Origin of the sequence: Vitreoscilla filiformis, from assembly GCF_002222655.1 — a bacterium.
GTDB lineage: Bacteria > Pseudomonadota > Gammaproteobacteria > Burkholderiales > Burkholderiaceae_C > Ideonella > Ideonella filiformis.
Genome location: NZ_CP022423.1, coordinates 2,887,598 through 2,900,726, shown reverse-complemented (window position 1 = coordinate 2,900,726; position 13,129 = coordinate 2,887,598). Strand labels below are relative to the sequence as shown.

10 protein-coding genes are annotated in these 13,129 nt (G+C 63.2%); 7 read left to right on the top strand and 3 right to left on the bottom strand.

The genetic code is table 11. The annotated features are described in order from the left end of the window. Nucleotides 1-19: 19 nt before the first annotated feature. Together lptG and lptF are read right to left on the bottom strand one after the other, a co-directional pair. Nucleotides 20-1,156 carry an LPS export ABC transporter permease LptG gene (gene lptG / locus VITFI_RS13680; protein WP_089417438.1) on the bottom strand — a complete coding sequence of 379 codons (1,137 nt, stop codon included), beginning with the start codon at nt 1,154-1,156 and terminating at the stop codon, nt 20-22. Then, nucleotides 1,153-2,277: an LPS export ABC transporter permease LptF gene (gene lptF / locus VITFI_RS13675; protein ID WP_089418166.1), complete on the bottom strand. Its 1,125-nt coding sequence runs from the start codon at nt 2,275-2,277 to the stop codon at nt 1,153-1,155. The genes lptG and lptF overlap by 4 nt, the downstream gene beginning before the upstream one ends. A gap of 30 nt (nt 2,278-2,307) precedes the next feature. Between lptF and VITFI_RS13670 the strand changes: the two genes are divergently transcribed. The 7 genes from VITFI_RS13670 to zapE all read left to right on the top strand — a co-directional run bounded on the left by VITFI_RS13670 (nt 2,308) and on the right by zapE (nt 12,690). Then, on the top strand, nt 2,308-3,777 hold the full coding sequence (locus tag VITFI_RS13670) for a leucyl aminopeptidase (RefSeq protein WP_089417437.1): 1,470 nt from the start codon (nt 2,308-2,310) through the stop codon (nt 3,775-3,777). Beyond that, nucleotides 3,774-4,208, top strand: coding sequence for a DNA polymerase III subunit chi (locus VITFI_RS13665; protein ID WP_089417436.1), 435 nt, complete (start codon nt 3,774-3,776; stop codon nt 4,206-4,208). The genes VITFI_RS13670 and VITFI_RS13665 overlap by 4 nt, the downstream gene beginning before the upstream one ends. Nucleotides 4,209-4,369: 161 nt before the next feature. Beyond that, the gene (locus VITFI_RS13660) at nt 4,370-5,512 is read left to right on the top strand and encodes a branched-chain amino acid ABC transporter substrate-binding protein (RefSeq protein WP_089417435.1); all 1,143 of its coding nucleotides are present in this window, start codon (nt 4,370-4,372) and stop codon (nt 5,510-5,512) included. Nucleotides 5,513-5,848: 336 nt separating this feature from the next. Next, nucleotides 5,849-8,701 carry a 2-oxoglutarate dehydrogenase E1 component gene (locus tag VITFI_RS13655; RefSeq protein ID WP_089417434.1) on the top strand — a complete coding sequence of 951 codons (2,853 nt, stop codon included), beginning with the start codon at nt 5,849-5,851 and terminating at the stop codon, nt 8,699-8,701. Nucleotides 8,702-8,731: 30 nt separating this feature from the next. Further along, on the top strand, nt 8,732-9,967 hold the full coding sequence (gene odhB / locus VITFI_RS13650; protein WP_089417433.1) for a 2-oxoglutarate dehydrogenase complex dihydrolipoyllysine-residue succinyltransferase: 1,236 nt from the start codon (nt 8,732-8,734) through the stop codon (nt 9,965-9,967). Between the two features lie 79 nt (nt 9,968-10,046). After that, nucleotides 10,047-11,474, top strand: a complete 1,428-nt coding sequence (gene lpdA, locus VITFI_RS13645) for a dihydrolipoyl dehydrogenase (protein ID WP_089417432.1) — start codon at nt 10,047-10,049, stop codon at nt 11,472-11,474. Between the two features lie 118 nt (nt 11,475-11,592). Continuing rightward, complete coding sequence (zapE, locus tag VITFI_RS13640) at nt 11,593-12,690, top strand: cell division protein ZapE (RefSeq protein WP_089417431.1); 1,098 nt, start codon at nt 11,593-11,595, stop codon at nt 12,688-12,690. A 53-nt stretch (nt 12,691-12,743) separates the two neighbouring features. Here zapE and VITFI_RS18250 read toward each other — a convergent pair whose 3' ends face one another. After that, nucleotides 12,744-13,103 carry a PP2C family protein-serine/threonine phosphatase gene (locus VITFI_RS18250; protein ID WP_198301487.1) on the bottom strand — a complete coding sequence of 120 codons (360 nt, stop codon included), beginning with the start codon at nt 13,101-13,103 and terminating at the stop codon, nt 12,744-12,746. Nucleotides 13,104-13,129: the final 26 nt, after the last annotated feature.

The window sequence follows — 13,129 nt, the reverse complement described above, 5'->3', positions numbered from 1 at the left end:
ACACAACCCACCCCCCGCGTCAGCGGTAACGCACCAACCAACCAAACGCCGCCAGCGACAGCCCCAGATAAAGCGCGCTGGGCGCACTGGCTGCGAGCCAGGGCGTCCAGTTGTTGAGCAGCCCGAGGTGGCCGGCCACGTTGTTCAGCAGCACAAAACTGATGCCCAGCATGATGCCGCCGAACACCTTCAGGCTGACGCCCCCTGCGCGGGCGTGCAAGTACGCAAAAGGCAGCGCCAGCGCCATCATCACGATGCAAGCGAAGGGGTAGAGCACCCGGCGCCAAAACTGCAATTCGTAACGCTGGGCGGTTTGCTCTTGGCGGTTCAAGTGGCGGCTGTAGCGCCACAAGTCCAGCGTGGACATGCTGTCAATCGACGACACCGCCGCCTCCACCACGTTGGCCGACAAGGTGGTGGGCCAAGCCAGCTCGGCGTGGTGCTCGTTGCGCAAGGGAGCCTCCCCGGTGGCGGCACCCAAGGGCCAACGGGTGACGCGCACGTCGCGCAATTGCCAGGTGTGGGCGTGATCCGCCGCCTCGCCCGGCGTGGGCACGAGCCGCCCCGAAGCCGCTTCGAGGCGGCTGTGCAGCAAGCCTTGGGCGTCGTGTTCGAAGATGTGGATGTCTTGCAGCTTGCCATCGGCCTGCACGCCGCGCACGTTCAGGGTGAACACGCGCACACCTTGCGGGGTTTGGCGATGCTCCCGCAGCCAGGCGCCGATTTGGCCCAGATCGCTGCCGCCTTCCAGCCGCGTGCGCAGGCTGTTGGCCGATTGTTCCGCCCAAGGGGTGACGTATTCACCCGTGACGAACGTGAAGGCACTCATCACCAAGCCCAAGTTCAGCAGCAGTGACAAAGCGCGCCCCGGCCCTAATCCCCCCGTCCGCAAAATGGTGAACTCGGACGACTGCGCCAGCCGCGCCATGGCGTAAATGGTGCCGATGAGCACGGCAATCGGCATCAGCTCGTACAGCCGACCGGGCACTTCCAGCAAGGTGTACAGCGCCGCCAGCCAGACGGACTGGCCACGCCGCCCCACCTTTTCCAGCGCATCCAAAAAATCGATGAAAAAGAACAGCGACAAGAACGCCAGGGCCACAAAAACCACCGACCACACCACGTCGCGGTACAGCAAACGACGCACGGTTTTCATGCAGTGGCCCTCCCAGTCAAGGCGGTGCGCCAGCGGCGCAACCACGCACCCGGCCCGCCGGCGCCGCCCGTCTGGCCGCGCCAGTGGATCAGCGCCCAAGCCAGCAGAAACACCCCGCCGTGCAGACCCAGCAGTGCAGGCGCCGCACCCAATCGACCCGAGGCCACCCACGCCTGGCTCAAATTAAGCAAGTTCAGGTAAATCACAAAACCCAGCAGCGCAAACAGCAAACTCCAATTGCTGGCACGGCGCGGATGGCTGGCGGCGGTGCCGATGCCCAGCAACACCATGTTGAGTGCGGACAGCGCGGTGCCTACACGCCACACCAGCTCCCCTTGGCTGCGTGTGTCGGTGCGTTCTAGCAGTTCCAAGGTGGGCGTGGCTTTGGGTGGGCGTTCGCGTTCGGCCCGGGCCTGCGCGGGCGTGACCATCACACTCAGGTGTTCAAACTTCAGGCGAGTGTGTTCACCGTTGCGTTGGTTGACTTCGTTGCGCTGGCCGGTGTCCAGTTTGAGCAGGCGTTGGCCGTCTTCCTCCACCACGCGCCCGGCACTGGCGGTGGTCACGGATTCGCTGCGTGCATCCCGCATGAGCAAAAAGACGTTGCGGCTGCCTTCGGCCAGATCGCCCGCCCGCTCAATAAAGAACACGCGTGTGCCGTCCTCCGACGATTGAAAACTGCCCGGGCTGACACGCGCCAAATTAGAGCGCTGGGCGTAGCGCTGGCGCAGGTCGTTGATCTGCTCGTTCACCCACGGCCACACCGTCAGGCTCATGAGTCCGACCAACACCAGCACGGGCGCACTCATGCGCAAAATGGGCTGCACAAAACGCATCAAGCCGATGCCGCTGCTGAACCAGATGGCCATTTCGCTGTCCCGGTACATCCGCCCCAGGCTGATGACGATGGCCACGAACAGCGACAACGCCAACAGCGTCGGCAAATAACCCAGCGAGGTGTACACCAGCACCAGCACCACATCTTGCGCTGCCACGCCGCCCTTGGCCGCCAAGCCCAGGGTGCGAATCAGCATCATCGTCAGCACGATGGTCAGCAGCACCACCAGCGTGGCACCGAAGGTGCGGGCCAGCTCCTTGCGCACAGAGGTATCGAATAACATCAAACGCTTCTCTTTTAGCGAGGCGGGATTATGAACTTTCAAGCTCTGGCGACCACGGCTGAGGGTCTGGCCAAGGTATCGGCCGATGCATTGCTGGTGATCGTGCCAGCACCGACGGGCGACGCGCCGGCCAGCATCGGCGAACCCACCCTGGATGCGGCCCTGACCGATGCGCTGGAGCAAGGCGACTTTGCGCTCAAAGCCGGGCGCACGCTCTACCTGCACCGCTTGCCGGACGTGAAGGCCCCGCGTGTGGTGCTGGCCGCTGCGCGTGATGCGTCACCCAAGGCCGTGCGAGCGGCGCTGAACGCGGCGTTCGGGGCGCTCAAGGGGCGTTTGCCGCGCCATGTGGCAGCGTTCGTGGTGGGGGCCGGTGCGGATGCGGCGCTGGCCGAATCGCTGGTCTTGGCAGCCGATGCCGCCTGCTACACCTACACCGCCACCAAACCCAGCGCGGATGCGGGGGCGGTGCCGGCCAAAGTCAGCTTGCTGTGCGCCAAGGCTGAACTGGCTGGGGCCAAAGCGGCGCTGGCGCAGGCACAAGCCATCGCAGCGGGCATCGGTTTGGCACGGGCGTGTGCCAACTTGCCGGCCAACGTTTGCACGCCGACCTACCTGGGCCAGCAAGCCGCACAGTTGGGTGAAACCCACGGGCTCGAAGTCGAGGTGCTGGAGCGCAAGGCCATCGAAAAACTCGGCATGGGGGCTTTCTTGGCCGTGGCCCAGGGGGCGGAGGAGCCACCGCGTTTCATCGTCATCAAATACCAGGGGGCTGGTAAGAAGGACGCGCCTGTGGTGTTGGTGGGTAAGGGCATCACGTTCGACACCGGCGGCATCTCGCTCAAGCCGGCTGCCGAGATGGACGAAATGAAGTTCGACATGTGCGGCGCCGCCAGCGTGCTGGGCACGATGCGCGCCGTGGCCGAGATCAAGCCCAAACTCAACGTCATCGCCCTGATCCCGACCTGCGAGAACATGCCCAGCGGTCGCGCCACGCGCCCGGGGGATGTGGTGACCAGCCTGTCCGGCAAAACCATCGAGATCCTCAACACCGATGCCGAAGGCCGCCTGATCCTGTGTGATGCCCTGACCTACGCCGAGCGCTTCAAGCCCGCTGCCGTGGTGGATGTGGCCACGCTCACCGGCGCGTGCATCATCGCGCTGGGGCATCACCAGTCTGGCCTGTTCGCTTCGGACGATGCGCTGGCCGAACAACTGCTGGCGGCCTCGCGCACCGCGCAAGACCCATGCTGGCGCCTGCCGCTGGACGAAGAATACGACGACGCGCTCAAGAGCAATTTTGCGGACATGGCCAACGTCGGCGCCCGTGCCGGTGGGGCGATCACGGCGGCCAAGTTCCTGCAACGGTTCACGGCGGCGTATCCGTGGGCGCATCTGGACATCGCAGGCGTTGGCCATCGGGGTGGGGCGAACAAGGGGGCCACAGGCCGCCCGGTGGCCTTGCTGACGCACTTTGTGCTGGCTCGTGCTGGGGCATGACCCAGGTTGTGTTCTTCACCGGGGTGGTGGATCGGTTGGGTTTTGTGCAGCGACTGCTGCGCAAAAAGTACCGTGAAGGCGCCCGCGTGGCGGTCTATGGCCCGGCGGCTGTGCTGTCGCGCTTGGATAACCAGTTGTGGACGGCGGATCCGTTGGAGTTTCTGCCCCATATCAGGGTGCGCGAAACCACGGCGCCTGCACCATGGTTGTGCGAGCACACCCCGATTTGGTTGCTCGACCAACCCCGCCCCGAGCTGGGCTGTGACACCGCCGTTAACCTGGGCTGGGACGATGTGCCCGCCTTGCTGGGCCACACCCGGCTGGCCGAGGTCATTGGTTTGGGGGACGAGGAGCGCCGAGCGGGTCGGCAGCGCTGGCGCGCCTACGAAGCACAGGGCTGCACGCTGCAACATTTGCCCCAAAACGCCTAGGGCGAAGGCGGGCAGGTACGGTTCCTGCTGATGCGGTGCATGGGCTTTTTGGAGTATCGTCAGCCCCCGTTGGGCGCGGCCGGCGGCGCTCACCCCGATCGGGTGGGGTGGTGCCGTCGGCTGCCGTGTTTGCTCAACTCCCACACTGGAGGTTCGAACCTATGCAAGTCAAATTCAATGTGATCGTCGCCGCCACCGCCGCTCTGCTAGCGGGCTCTCTGCACGCCCAAGAGATGGTGGTCAAGATCGGTCACGTGGCACCGACCAGCGGTGGCATCGCCCACCTGGGCAAGGACAACGAGTTCGGCGCTCGCATGGCCGTCGATGAACTCAACGCGAAGGGCGTGAAGATCGGTGGCAAGGCCGTCAAGTTCGAGCTGCTGGCCGAAGACGATGGGGCCGATCCGAAGCAAGGCACCGCCGCTGCACAAAAGCTGGTGGACTCGAAGGTCAACGGCGTGGTGGGCCATCTGAACTCGGGCACCTCGATCCCGGCTTCGAAGATCTACGCCAGCGCCGGCATTCCGCAAGTTTCGCCCTCGGCCACCAACCCGATGTTCACCCGCCAGGGCCTGAAGACCACCTTCCGCGTCGTCGCCGATGACGTCCACCTGGGCGGCACCCTGGGCAAGTACGCTGTGGGCACCCTGAAGGGCAAAACGATCGCGGTGATCGATGACCGCACCGCCTACGGCCAAGGCGTGGCCGACGAGTTCGAAAAAGGCGTGAAGGGCTTGGGCGGCAAAATCGTCAAGCGCGAATTCACCAACGACAAGGCCACGGACTTCACCGCCATCCTGACCTCCATCAAGGGCGCCAAGCCGGACGTGATCTTCTACGGCGGCATGGACGCCGTGGCGGGCCCGCTGATCCGCCAAGCCAAGCAACTGGGCATCAAGGCCAAGTTCATGGGCGGCGATGGCATCTGCACGGGTGAGCTGCCCAAGCTGGCCGGTGGCGCCATGGAAGACAGCCAAGTCGTCTGCGCTGAGGCCGGTGGCGTCGAAGGCAAGCAGAAGGAAGGCATGGAGAAATTCAAGGCCGACTTCAAGAAGAAGTTCAACGTGGAAGTGCAAATCTACGCCCCGTACGTCTATGACGCTGTGAACGTGCTGGCCGCTGCGATGGTCAAGGCCGGTTCGGCCGATCCGGCCAAGTACCTGCCCGTGCTGGCCAAGACCACCGGCTACCAAGGCGTGACCGGCACCATCACCTTCGACGAGAAGGGTGACATCAAGAACGGCGCCCTGACCCTCTACACCTACAAGGGTGGCAACCGCGAGCAAATCGCCGTGGTGCGCTGATCGGTTGATCACTTGATCAACGGCCCTGCCTCAAAGCAGGGCCGTTTTCATTTGGGGATCATCCCGATGTGGCGATTTCCCCAAAGCCCTGCGTCAATGCTGATTTGTCAGGAAACTGAACAGTGACGGGGTGCGTAATACTGAATTACAACAACCAAGTCACAGCGGTGTTACAGTCGCCGCTCGTGACGATTGAGCCCCTTCTGTGTCCCCTTGCTGGTTGTGAGACAAAAGCAGCAAGGCGGATCGCGCAATCCGCCAACCGGTCGAGCCGGGCCGCGGAAGGTTACTTAACCCATCGGAGCTTCGGAAACCGAAGCAAAAGGTGAGCGAAAGATGATGCAGCAGTACACGTCGAACTCTTATTTGTTCGGCGGCAATGCCCCGTATGTCGAAGAGATGTACGAGGCCTACCTCGACAACCCCGCCTCTGTGCCTGAGAACTGGCGCGCTTACTTCGACGCGCTCCAGAATGTCCCCGCCGTTGACGGTACCGACAACCGCGATGTGGCCCACGCCCCGGTGATCGAGTCCTTTGCGGAACGTGCCAAATCCAATGCCCTGGCCTCGCGTGCCAGCTCGGCTGATTTGGAAGTGGCTCGCAAGCAAGTGCATGTCCAGTCCCTGATCGCGGCTTACCGCAATGTGGGCGCCCGTTGGGCCGATCTGGATCCGCTCAAGCGCCAAGAACGCGCCAAGATTCCTGAGCTGGAGCCCAGCTTCTATGGCCTGAAGGAGTCCGACATGGACATCACCTTCAGCGCCTCGAACACCTATTTCGGCAAGGCGGACATGTCGCTGCGCCAGATCCTGCAAGCACTGCGCGAGACGTATTGCAGCACGATCGGCGCCGAGTTCATGCACATCACCGACCAGACGCAAAAGCGCTGGTGGCAAGAGAAGCTGGAAACCATCCGTTCCAAGCCGAGCCTGAACGCCGAGCAGAAAAAGCATGTGCTGGATCGCCTGACCGCTGCTGAAGGTCTGGAGCGCTTCCTGCACACCAAGTACGTGGGCCAAAAGCGCTTCTCGTTGGAAGGTGGTGAGAGCTTCATCGCCGCCATGGACGAGCTGGTGCGCAGCGCCGGCGAAAAGGGCGTGCAAGAAATCGTGATCGGCATGGCCCACCGTGGCCGCCTGAACGTGCTGGTGAACACCCTGGGCAAGATGCCCAAGGACTTGTTCGCTGAGTTCGATCACACCGCCCCGGAAGACCTGCCCGCCGGTGACGTGAAGTACCACCAAGGTTTCAGCTCTGACGTGGCCACCCCGGGCGGCCCGGTTCACCTGTCGCTGGCCTTCAACCCCTCGCACTTGGAAATCGTCAACCCGGTGGTGGAAGGTTCGGTGCGCGCACGGATGGATCGTCGCGGTGACAAGCTCGGCGCCCAAGTGCTGCCGGTGCTGGTTCACGGTGATTCGGCCTTCGGCGGCCAAGGCGTGAACCAAGAAACCCTGATGCTGTCGGAAACCCGGGGTTACTCCACGGGCGGCACGGTTCACCTGATCATCAACAACCAGATCGGTTTCACGACCTCCGACCCGCGTGACCTGCGTTCCACGCTGTACTGCACCGACATCGTCAAGATGGTCGAGTCGCCCGTGCTGCACGTCAATGGCGACGATCCGGAAGCCGTGGTGCTGGCCACCCGCTTGGCGCTGGAATTCCGCCTGACGTTCCGCAAGGACGTGGTGGTGGACATCATCTGCTTCCGCAAGCTGGGCCACAACGAGCAAGACACCCCGGCGCTGACCCAGCCGCTGATGTACAAGAAGATCGCCGCTCACCCCGGCACGCGCAAGCTGTACGCTGACAAGCTGGCCGCGCAGGGCTTGGGTGCCACGTTGGGCGACGACATGGTCAAGGCCTATCGCGCCGCCATGAACGAAGGCCGCCACACCGTGGATCCGGTGCTGTCGAACTTCAAGCACAAGTATGCGGTGGATTGGGCGCCCTTCCTGGGCAAGAAGTGGACGGACGCTGCCGACACCGCCATCCCGCTGACCGAGTGGAAGCGCATCGCCGAGCGCCTGACGACCATCCCTGCCAGCGTCAATCCTCACCAGTTGGTGAAGAAGGTGTACGAAGATCGCGCCGCCATGGGCCGGGGCGACATCAACGTCGATTGGGGCATGGGCGAACACATGGCCTTTGCCTCGCTGGTGGCAGCGGGCTACCCGGTGCGCCTGTCCGGTGAAGACTGCGGTCGCGGCACCTTCACCCACCGTCACGCCGTGATCCACGATCAAAAGCGCGAAAAGTGGGACGAAGGCACCTACATCCCGCTGCAACACGTCGCTGACAACCAAGCGCCGTTCGTGGTGATCGACTCGATCCTGTCGGAAGAAGCCGTGTTGGGCTTCGAGTACGGCTACGCTGCTGCCGAACCGAACACGCTGACCATCTGGGAAGCTCAGTTCGGTGACTTCGCCAACGGCGCCCAAGTCGTGATCGACCAGTTCATCGCTTCGGGTGAAGTGAAGTGGGGCCGCGCCAACGGTTTGACCCTGATGCTGCCGCACGGCTACGAAGGCCAAGGCCCAGAGCACAGCTCGGCCCGCCTGGAGCGCTTCATGCAGTTGGCCGCTGACACCAACATGCAGATCGTGCAGCCGACCACGGCCAGCCAGATCTTCCACGTGCTGCGTCGCCAAATGGTGCGCCAGTTCCGCAAGCCGCTGGTGATCTTCACGCCCAAGTCGCTGCTGCGCAACAAGGACGCCACCTCGCCGCTGATCGAGTTCACCAAGGGTGAATTCCGCACCGTGATCCCCGAGCAGAAGGCCGAACTGGACGCTGCCAAGGTCAAGCGCGTGATCGCTTGCTCGGGCAAGGTGTACTACGACCTGGTGAAGAAGCGCGAAGAGAAGAAGTCCAACGACGTGGCCATCCTGCGCGTTGAACAGCTCTATCCCTTCCCGCACAAGGCTTTTGCCCACGAGCTGAAGAAGTACCCGAACGCGACCGACATCGTGTGGTGCCAAGACGAGCCGCAGAACCAAGGTTCGTGGTTCTTCGTTCAGCACTACATCCGCGAGAACATGCTCGAAGGCCAGAAGCTGGGTTACGCCGGTCGTCCGGCTTCGGCTTCGCCAGCCGTGGGTTACGCACACTTGCACCAAGAGCAACAAAAGTCGCTGTTGGATCAAGCGTTCGCCAAGCTCAAGGGCTCTGTGCTCACCAAGTAATCGACAACCCCTCACCCGTACAAGCACATCATGGCAATCGTAGAAGTCAAGGTTCCGCAGCTCTCCGAATCCGTGGCCGAGGCCACCATGCTGCAATGGAAGAAGAAGGCCGGCGAAGCCGTCACGGCCGACGAAATCCTGATCGAAATCGAGACCGACAAGGTCGTGCTGGAAGTGCCGGCCCCGGCCTCTGGCGTGCTGGCTGAACTCGTCGTCGGCGACGGCGGCACCGTGGTGAGCGACCAGCTCATCGCCAAGATCGACACCGAAGCCACCGCTGGCGCCGCCGCTCCGGCGGCTGCTGCCCCGGCACCGGCTGCCGCTGCCCCGGTGGCTGCCGCTCCGGCTGCTTCCAAGGCCGATGTGGCCATGCCCGCCGCTGCCAAGTTGCTGGCTGACAACGGTCTGGCCACCGCCGACGTGGCGGGCTCCGGCAAAGATGGCCGCGTGACCAAGGGTGACGTGCTGGCCGCCGTGGCCGCTGGCACCAAGCCCGTGGCCGCTCCGGCTCCGGCTGCCAAGCCGCTGGCCCCGGTGGCTGCACCGGCTCCGGTCGCCCTGGGTGACCGCACCGAACAGCGCGTGCCGATGAGCCGCCTGCGCGCCCGCATCGCCGAGCGCCTGCTGCAATCGCAATCGCAAAACGCCATCCTGACCACGTTCAACGAAGTGAACATGGCCCCGGTGATGGCCATGCGCAAGAAGTTCCAAGAGTCCTTCGAGAAGGAACACGGCTGCAAGCTGGGCTTCATGAGCTTCTTCGTCAAGGCGGCCGTGCATGCCCTGAAGAAGTTCCCGATCCTGAACGCCTCGGTCGATGGCAACGACATCGTTTACCACGGCTACTTCGACATCGGGATCGCCGTGGGTTCGCCCCGTGGCCTGGTGGTGCCCATCCTGCGCAATGCGGATCAGATGAGCTTCGCCGACATCGAGAAGAAGATCGCTGAATTCGGCGCCAAGGCCCGTGACGGCAAGCTGGGCATCGAAGAAATGACCGGCGGCACCTTCTCCATCTCCAACGGCGGCACCTTCGGCTCGATGCTCTCGACCCCGATCATCAACCCGCCGCAATCGGCCATCCTGGGTGTTCACGCCACCAAGGATCGCGCTGTGGTGGAAAACGGCCAAGTCGTCGTGCGCCCGATCAACTACCTGGCCATGTCCTATGACCACCGCATCATCGATGGCCGCGAAGCCGTGCTGGGTCTGGTGGCCATGAAGGAAGCGCTGGAAGATCCGGCCCGCCTGCTGTTCAACATCTGAGCCTTTCGCGCTGAGATGAGTTGATAAAACGCCCCTTCGGGGGCGTTTTGCCACGTTTTGCAAGATTTCAGGAATTCACATGTCCAAGCAATTTGATGTCGTCGTGATCGGCGGCGGCCCCGGTGGTTACATCGCCGCCATCCGTGCCGCGCAACTGGGTTTCAAGGTCGCCTGCATCGACGAGTGGAAGAACGACAAGGGCGGCCCCGCACCCGGCGGCACCTGCACCAACGTTGGCTGCATCCCTTCGAAGGCGCTGCTGCAATCGTCCGAGCACTTCGAGCAAGCTGCCCACCACTTCGGTGATCACGGCATCAGCCTCGACAACCTGCAAATCGACGTGGCCAAGATGGTCGGTCGCAAGAACACCGTCGTGAAGCAAAACAACGACGGCATCCTGTACCTGTTCAAGAAGAACAAGGTGACGTTCTTCCATGGCCGTGGCAGCTTCGCCAAGGCGGTGGAAGGCGGCTACGAAATCAACGTCGCGGGTGCGGCGGCTGACACCCTCGTTGCCAAGCAAGTCATCCTCGCCACGGGCTCGAATGCTCGCGCCCTGCCGGGTGCGCCGTTCGACGAAGAAAAAATCCTCTCGAACGATGGTGCCCTGCGCATCGGTGCCGTGCCCGCCAAGCTGGGCGTGATCGGTTCGGGCGTGATCGGCCTGGAAATGGGCTCGGTGTGGCGTCGCCTGGGTTCGGAAGTCACCATCCTCGAAGCCATGCCCGGCTTCTTGGCCGCCGCTGACGAAGGTGTCGCCAAGGAAGCCCTGAAGGCCTTCACCAAGCAAGGCTTGAAGTTCGAATTCGGCGTGAAGATCGCCAGCGTGGACGCTGCCGGCGACGGCGTGGCCATCGCCTACACCAACGCCAAGGGCGAAGAAGTGACGCTGGCGGTGGACAAGCTGATCGTCTCGATCGGTCGCGTGCCCAACACCATCGGCCTGAACCCCGAAGCCGTCGGCCTGAAGCTGGACGAGCGCGGCGCCATCGTCGTGGACGACGAGTGCAAAACCAACCTGCCGGGCGTCTGGGCCGTGGGCGACGTGGTGCGTGGCCCGATGCTGGCGCACAAGGCGGAAGAGGAAGGCGTGGCGGTGGCCGAGCGCATCGCCGGCCAACATGGCCACGTCAACTTCGCCACCATTCCGTGGGTGATTTACACCTCGCCGGAAATCGCTTGGGTGGGTCGCACCGAGCAGCAGCTCAAGGCCGAAGGCGTGGCCTACAAGGCTGGCCAGTTCCCGTTCATGGCCAATGGTCGCGCCCGTGCGCTGGGCGACACCACGGGTTTCGTCAAGTTCCTGGCCTGCGCCAAGACCGATGAAATCCTGGGTGTCCACATCGTTGGCCCGTTCGCCTCGGAGCTGATCGCCGAAGCCGTGCTGGCCATGGAGTTCAAGGCCTCGGCCGAAGACATCGCCCGCGTGTGCCACGCGCACCCGTCGCTGTCTGAAGCCACCAAGGAAGCCGCTCTGGCGGTGGACAAGCGCACGCTCAACTTCTGATGAGCGGCGTCGGGCGCGCTGCCTTCGGGCCGCGCCCGCTTGTGTGTTTTGCCAGCCCGCGTGTTTCTGTGCCTTGTGTGTGCAGAACCGGCGGGCTGTTTCACTTGTGATTCCCACCATGACGGTTCGCCAGCTCTACGAAGCCACCCTGATCGAGCGCGGCTACAAGGCCGACGAGGCGCAACTGCGCGCCATTGACGCGCTGGAGCGCTGCGAAAACGAATGGACGGCCTACTTGGCCAAGCGTTCCAACGCCCTCACCAAAATGCTGGTGAAGCCGCCCATTCCTCGCGGCGTCTACATGTTCGGCGGGGTGGGGCGGGGCAAGAGTTTTTTGATGGACTGTTTTTTCCAGTCCGTGCCCTTGAAGCGCAAAACGCGCCTGCATTTCCACGAGTTCATGCGCGAGGTGCATCGCCAGTTGCAGGAGCTCAAAGGGCTGCAAAACCCGCTGCACGAGTTGGGCAAACGCATTGCGCGGCGCTATCGGCTGATCTGCTTCGATGAGTTCCACGTCGCCGATGTGACGGACGCGATGATCTTGCACCGGCTGCTCGAATCGCTGTTTGCGCACCGGGTGTCCATCGTCACCACGTCCAACTTTCATCCGGATGGGCTGTACCCGAACGGCTTGCACCGGGATCGCATCTTGCCGGCCATCGAGTTGCTGAAAGACAAGATGCAGGTGCTGAACGTGGACGCCGGCAACGATTACCGCCGCCGGGCGCTGATGCACGTCGAGCTGTACCACACGCCGCTGGGCCCGAAGGCGGATGCGGCGCTGGAACACGCCTTCAAGGAGCTGGCCGAGGCCAAGGAAGAATCGCCCATCTTGCACATCGAGCACCGCGAAATCAAAGCCGTGCGCCGGGCGGGTGGTGTGGTGTGGTTCGATTTCTGGGCGCTGTGCGGCGGGCCGCGTTCACAGAACGATTATTTGGAGATTGCGTCCAGCTTCCACACGCTGATCCTGTCGGGTGTGCCGGAGATGCCGATTCGTTTGGCGTCGGAGGCACGGCGCTTCACCTGGCTGGTGGATGTGCTGTATGACCGGCGCGTCAAACTCATCATCTCGGCGGCAGTGCCGCCCGAGCAGCTTTACACCGAAGGGCCGATGGCACACGAGTTCCCGCGCACGGTGTCGCGCTTGAACGAGATGCAGTCGGAGGAGTTTTTGGCGTTGGAGCACCGTGAGGTGGACACTTCGCTGACCTGAGGCCGGGTGCGCCGTTTCATTTGACGGCGCGCACCAGTGTTGCATGCCTGAAATTACTGCTTCAACGCCTCCACCCTCACCAACGCCAGCGACAGGTTATCCCCCCCACCCTGCGCCCGCTGGCGTGCCTTGTTCACCAACATCTCACACGCCTCACGCGGCGGCAGCGCGTTGATGATCGTGCCCATTTCCTTGTTGCTCAGGTAGTGCCACAACCCATCCGAACAGCACACCAGAGAATCCCCCACCTCCAAACTCTCGATGTGGTGAATCTCCACTGGGGGCTCATCCGCCGTCCCCAAACATCCCAGCAATAAATTCGATTGCGGATGGTCATTCGCCTGCGCCTCGGTGATCTTGCCCTGATCCACCAAATGCTGCACATACGAATGATCCTTCGTGCGGTGCAACACCTCCGCTCCCCGGAACGCATACACCC

What these genes read in the sequence shown, in the direction of transcription:
- lptG (WP_089417438.1), bottom strand. Translation starts at nt 1,156, where the DNA reads ATGAAAACCGTGCGTCGTTTGCTGTACCGCGACGTGGTGTGGTCGGTG.
- lptF (WP_089418166.1), bottom strand. Translation starts at nt 2,277, where the DNA reads ATGTTATTCGATACCTCTGTGCGCAAGGAGCTGGCCCGCACCTTCGGT.
- VITFI_RS13670 (WP_089417437.1), top strand. Translation starts at nt 2,308, where the DNA reads ATGAACTTTCAAGCTCTGGCGACCACGGCTGAGGGTCTGGCCAAGGTA.
- VITFI_RS13665 (WP_089417436.1), top strand. Translation starts at nt 3,774, where the DNA reads ATGACCCAGGTTGTGTTCTTCACCGGGGTGGTGGATCGGTTGGGTTTT.
- VITFI_RS13660 (WP_089417435.1), top strand. Translation starts at nt 4,370, where the DNA reads ATGCAAGTCAAATTCAATGTGATCGTCGCCGCCACCGCCGCTCTGCTA.
- VITFI_RS13655 (WP_089417434.1), top strand. Translation starts at nt 5,849, where the DNA reads ATGATGCAGCAGTACACGTCGAACTCTTATTTGTTCGGCGGCAATGCC.
- odhB (WP_089417433.1), top strand. Translation starts at nt 8,732, where the DNA reads ATGGCAATCGTAGAAGTCAAGGTTCCGCAGCTCTCCGAATCCGTGGCC.
- lpdA (WP_089417432.1), top strand. Translation starts at nt 10,047, where the DNA reads ATGTCCAAGCAATTTGATGTCGTCGTGATCGGCGGCGGCCCCGGTGGT.
- zapE (WP_089417431.1), top strand. Translation starts at nt 11,593, where the DNA reads ATGACGGTTCGCCAGCTCTACGAAGCCACCCTGATCGAGCGCGGCTAC.